This window comes from Pseudomonas sp. SDO5532_S415 (assembly GCF_054071155.1).
In genome coordinates, this window is the sequence record NZ_JBSVWS010000261.1 from 1 (window position 1) to 5,095 (window position 5,095).

The following is a 5,095-nucleotide window of genomic DNA, read 5'->3' on the forward strand; positions in this document are numbered from 1 at the left end:
TTGATTGCGGTGCCCTAGTGGGAGCGAGCCTGCTCGCGAAGGCGTCAGTCGCTACAGCACAATATCCATGCCGTCGTAAGCCACTTCGATCCCCCGCCGCTCCAGCAGCGCCCGTTCGGCCGAGTCTTCGTCGAGGATCGGATTGGTATTGTTGATGTGAATCAGCACCTTGCGCTGGCGGGGAAAACCTTCCAACAGTTCAAGCATGCCGCCCGGCCCGCTCTGGGCCAGATGGCCCATTTCGCTGCCAAGGCTCTGCCCGACTTCGCAAACGCGCATCTCGTCGTCGCGCCACAGGGTGCCATCCAGCAGCAGGCAATCGGCGCGCTGCATCCAGCCCAGCACTTCGTCGTCGACTTGCCCCAACCCTGGCGCGTAGAACAATGAAGCGCCGCTGCGCAGGTCTTCAATGAACAAGCCAATGGTGTCCCCCGGTTGCGGGTTGCCACGATGGGGCGAATACGGCGGTGCGTTGCTGACCAGTGGAATCGCGTGAAACCTCAGGTGCTCGCAGGCGCCGATACTGAACGGCTCACGATCCAGACCTATGGGCTGCCACTGCAATCCGCCGTTCCAGTGACTGAGCATGGGGAACAGCGGGAAGCCACTGCTGAGGTCCTGATGAACCCGTTGGGTACACCACACGTCATGCGGGCAGCCTTCGCGCAGGCTCAGCAGACCGGTGCAGTGATCGATCTGGCTGTCCAGCAGCACCACGCCGGCGATGGCGGTATCGCGTAACCGACGCGCCGGTTGCAGCGGCGCAAAACTCTCGAATTGCGCGCGGATGTCCGGTGAAGCATTGCACAGCACCCAGTCCACACCGTTGTCGCTCAGGACGATAGATGACTGCGTACGTCGCTGCGCGCGCAGGCTGCCATTGCGCACGCGGGCGCATTGGCGGCAATTGCAGTTCCATTGCGGAAAACCACCACCGGCGGCGGAACCCAGAACGCGGATGTGCATGAGCAATGCTCCAGAAGGCAGGCCCGGCCAACGCAATGGCTGGCCGGGTGAATAATCAACGGTTGGCGAAATACATCGTCACTTCGAAGCCAATGCGCAGATCGGTAAACGCGGGTTTAGTCCACATGGGTTATTCCTCTTCTTGTGCCGGGCGATTCCGGTAGCACCATTAATGCACGGGGCGCAGGACACCCGAATGCTACTTTCGAAGGAGGTTTGGGGGTGCGTTGGTAGGAGGTGGCGAACACACAAAACCACTGTGGGAGCGAGCTTGCTCGCGAAGAGGCCAGTACATTCAACATTGATGCTGGATGTCAGGCCGCATTCGCGAGCAGGCTCGCTCCCACAATGGAGATGTGGTGTTTTCAGGAAGTCAGAAGAACCCGAGCGGATTGATGTCGTAGCTCACCAGCAGGTTTTTGGTCTGCTGATAATGGTCCAGCATCATCTTGTGGTTTTCCCGGCCGACACCGGACTTCTTGTAGCCACCGAACGCAGCATGCGCCGGGTACAGGTGGTAGCAGTTGGTCCACACCCGCCCGGCCTTGATCGCGCGGCCCATGCGATAGGCGCGGTTGATGTCGCGGGTCCACAGGCCGGCGCCCAGGCCGAACTCGGTGTCGTTGGCGATGGCCAGGGCTTCGGCTTCGTCCTTGAAGGTGGTGACACCCACCACCGGGCCGAAGATTTCTTCCTGGAACACGCGCATTTTGTTAGTGCCTTTGAGCAGCGTCGGCTGGATGTAGTAGCCGCTGGACAGGTCGCCCTCCAGACGCTCGGCCGCGCCGCCGGTGAGCAACTGGGCGCCCTCCTCCTGGGCGATGTTCAGGTAGGAGAGGATCTTGTCGTACTGCTGCTGCGACGCCTGGGCGCCGACCATGGTCTCGGTGTCCAGCGGGTTGCCGCGCTTGATCTTGACGATTTTCTTCATGACTTGGGCCATGAACGGTTCGTAGATCGATTCCTGCACCAGCGCCCGGGATGGGCACGTGCAGACTTCGCCCTGGTTGAAAAACGCCAGCACCAGGCCTTCGGCGGCTTTTTCGATGAACGCGGGTTCGGCGTTCATGATGTCTTCGAAGAAGATGTTCGGCGACTTGCCGCCCAACTCCACGGTGGACGGAATAATGTTCTCGGCGGCGCAATGCAGGATGTGCGCACCCACCGGGGTCGAGCCGGTGAAGGCAATTTTGGCGATGCGCTTGCTGGTGGCCAGCGCCTCGCCGGCTTCACGACCGAAACCCTGGACAATGTTCAGCACGCCCGCTGGCAGCAAATCGGCGATCAATTCGGCAAAAACCATGATCGACAACGGCGTCTGCTCCGCCGGCTTGAGCACGATGCAGTTACCCGCGGCCAGGGCTGGCGCGAGTTTCCAGGCGGCCATCAGCAGCGGGAAGTTCCACGGAATGATCTGTCCGACCACGCCCAATGGCTCGTGGAAGTGATAGGCAGTGGTCAGTTCGTTGATCTCGGCAGCACCACCTTCCTGGGCGCGAATGCAGCCGGCGAAGTAACGGAAATGGTCGGCCGCCAGCGGTACGTCAGCGTTGAGGGTTTCACGCACGGCCTTGCCGTTGTCCCAGGTTTCAGTGACGGCGAGGATTTCCAGGTTCTGCTCGATGCGGTCGGCGATTTTCAGCAGCACCAGGGAGCGGTCCTGGGCCGAGGTCTTGCCCCAGGCATCAGCGGCGGCATGCGCGGCGTCGAGGGCCTTGTCGATGTCGGCGGCGCTCGAGCGTGGGAATTCGGCGATCACTTCACCGTTGACCGGCGAGGTATTGGTGAAGTACTCGCCATTGACCGGCGCGACGAATTCGCCGCCGATGAAGTTGCCGTAGCGGGGCTTGAAGGAAACGACGGCGCCGGGTGTTCCGGGTTGGGCGTAGATCATGATGAACCTCTGTCTGGGTCGATGCCTGTACAGGCGATGAACCGATACTAGAGAGCCCCGCGCGCCGGACGAATGCATCGTTGGCAGGAGGGGCTCTCGTTATTTGGTCGTAGGTTTCACTCCAATCCCTCTCCTGTGGGAGCGAGCCTGCTCGCGAAGGCGACGTGTCAGGTACAACTTTGCTGAATGACACACCGCTATCGCGAGCAGGCTCGCTCCCACAAGGGGTCAGGTGGTGGGTCCGGGGTCAGTGCCTGGCCACCAGATCCTTGGGCAGTTTGAAGGTCCAGAGCATGCCGCCCTGATTGAAGTCCTTCACCCGCTTGGCCACTTCGCCGCCCCACAGCGGTACGGCGCCGCCCCAGCCGGAGAGCACCGAGACGTACTGCTCGCCGTCCATTTCCCAGGTCACGGGCGAGCCGAGTACGCCCGAGCCGGTCTGGAATTCCCAGACCTTTTCGCCGGTCTTGGCATTGAACGCCTGCAGGAAGCCTTCCGGCGTGCCGGTGAACACCAGGTTGCCCTTGGTGGTCAGCACCCCGCCCCACAGCGGCGCGAAGTTCTTGTGGCGCCAGACTTCCTTGCCGGTTTTCGGGTCGATGGCCCGCAGCACGCCGATGTAGTCTTCGTTCAACGGCTTGATGGTGAACCCGGCGCCGAGGAACGCCGCGCCTTTCTTGTAGGCGATGCCCTCGTTCCAGATGTCCATGCCCCACTCGTTGGACGGCACGTAGAACAGTCCGGTGTCCTTGTTGTAGGCCATCGGCATCCAGTTTTTCGCACCGAGGAACGCCGGCGCGACGAACACCGAACTGCCTTTAGCCTCCGAACCCGGCGCGCCGGGGCGGCTGGCTTCGTTGTAGATCGGCCGGCCGTTCTTATCCAGGCCGGTGGCCCAGGTGATCTTGTCGACAAACGGGAAGCCACGGATGAATTTACCGTTGGTGCGGTCCAGCACGTAGAAGAAACCGTTACGGTCGGCAGTGGCCGCCGCTTTGATTTCCTTGCCGCCTTCGCTGTAGTTGAACGACACCAGTTCGTTCACGCCGTCATAGTCCCAGCCGTCGTGAGGCGTGCTCTGGAAATGCCACTTGATGGTGCCGTCGTCCGGGTTGAGTGCCAGGCGCGACGACGAATAGAGGTTGTCGCCCGGCCGCAGGTGCGAGTTCCAGGGTGCCGGGTTACCGGTGCCGAACAGCAACAGATTGGTTTCCGGGTCGTAATAACCGCCAAGCCACGGTGCCGCGCCCCCGGTCTTCCACAGGTCGCCCGGCCAGCTCTTGCCTGCCTCGCCGCCGGAAATGCCGTTTTCCACGGCTTTGCCGTCCTTGTAGACGTAGCCCATATGGCCTTCGACCGTTGGACGGCTCCAGAGCAAATTACCGTTTTTCGGGTCGTAGGCTTCGATCTTGCCCACCACCCCGAACTCGCCACCGGCCACGCCGGTAATCAGCTTGCCGTTGATCACCAGGGGCGCGGCGCTGATCGAGTAGCCTTCCTTGTGGTCGGCGACTTTCTTGCTCCAGACCACTTTGCCGGTGTCCTTGTTCAGCGCCACCAGCTTGGCGTCGAGGGTGCCGAAGATCACCAGGTCGCCGTACAACGCGACGCCCCGGTTGATCACGTCGCAGCAAGGACGAATGTCGTCCGGCAGGCGCGCATCGTACTGCCAGAGCTTCTTGCCGGTGCGCGCATCCACCGCGAAAACCCGGGAGTAGGAACCGGTCATGTACATCACGCCGTCCTTGACCATCGGTTGCGCTTGCTGGCCGCGCTGCTTTTCGCCACCGAAGGAAAACGCCCACGCCGGTCGCAGTTCCTTGACGTTGTCGACGTTGAGAATATCCAGTGGGCTGTAGCGCTGACCCTGGACGCCCAGGCCATTGGTGACGACCTGTTCCGGGTTCTTGGGGTCCTGAAGAATGTCCTCGTCGGAAACCCCGGCCAATGCCTGGCCGGACAACAGCATGGCACTGAGCAACAGGCTCAAGACGAAGGGCTGGCGACGTGCGGGTTGAGTCATGACGGCTTCCTCTGCGGATTGTTGTTATTTCCGGGAAATTTTCCCGGTCTGGAGCAGATTCTTGGGCGCCGCCGCCCTGACAACAATTGGCCGCAATGTGGAGATTTCTAGTTCCTTGGTACAGGTTCGGAAGGAATGGACAACTGCCCCCTGTGGGAGCGAGCCTGCTCGCGAAGGCGTCGTGTCAGCTGCAACTTTGCTGAATGACACAC

General features: G+C 61.5%; 4 protein-coding genes. All 4 read right to left on the reverse strand.

The window, feature by feature from the left end; translation table 11 throughout:
- Positions 1–51: 51 nt before the first annotated feature.
- The 4 genes from pqqB to ACW9HW_RS28605 all read right to left on the reverse strand — a co-directional run bounded on the left by pqqB (position 52) and on the right by ACW9HW_RS28605 (position 4,883).
- The gene (gene pqqB, locus ACW9HW_RS28590) at positions 52–966 is read right to left on the reverse strand and encodes a pyrroloquinoline quinone biosynthesis protein PqqB (RefSeq protein WP_457402667.1); all 915 of its coding nucleotides are present in this window, start codon (positions 964–966) and stop codon (positions 52–54) included.
- A gap of 55 nt (positions 967–1,021) precedes the next feature.
- The gene (gene pqqA / locus ACW9HW_RS28595) at positions 1,022–1,093 is read right to left on the reverse strand and encodes a pyrroloquinoline quinone precursor peptide PqqA (protein ID WP_003253598.1); all 72 of its coding nucleotides are present in this window, start codon (positions 1,091–1,093) and stop codon (positions 1,022–1,024) included.
- A gap of 246 nt (positions 1,094–1,339) precedes the next feature.
- The gene (exaC, locus tag ACW9HW_RS28600; protein ID WP_095195023.1) at positions 1,340–2,860 is read right to left on the reverse strand and encodes an acetaldehyde dehydrogenase ExaC; all 1,521 of its coding nucleotides are present in this window, start codon (positions 2,858–2,860) and stop codon (positions 1,340–1,342) included.
- Positions 2,861–3,107: 247 nt separating this feature from the next.
- Complete coding sequence (locus ACW9HW_RS28605) at positions 3,108–4,883, reverse strand: PQQ-dependent methanol/ethanol family dehydrogenase (protein WP_137807022.1); 1,776 nt, start codon at positions 4,881–4,883, stop codon at positions 3,108–3,110.
- Between the last annotated feature and the right edge of the window lie 212 nt (positions 4,884–5,095).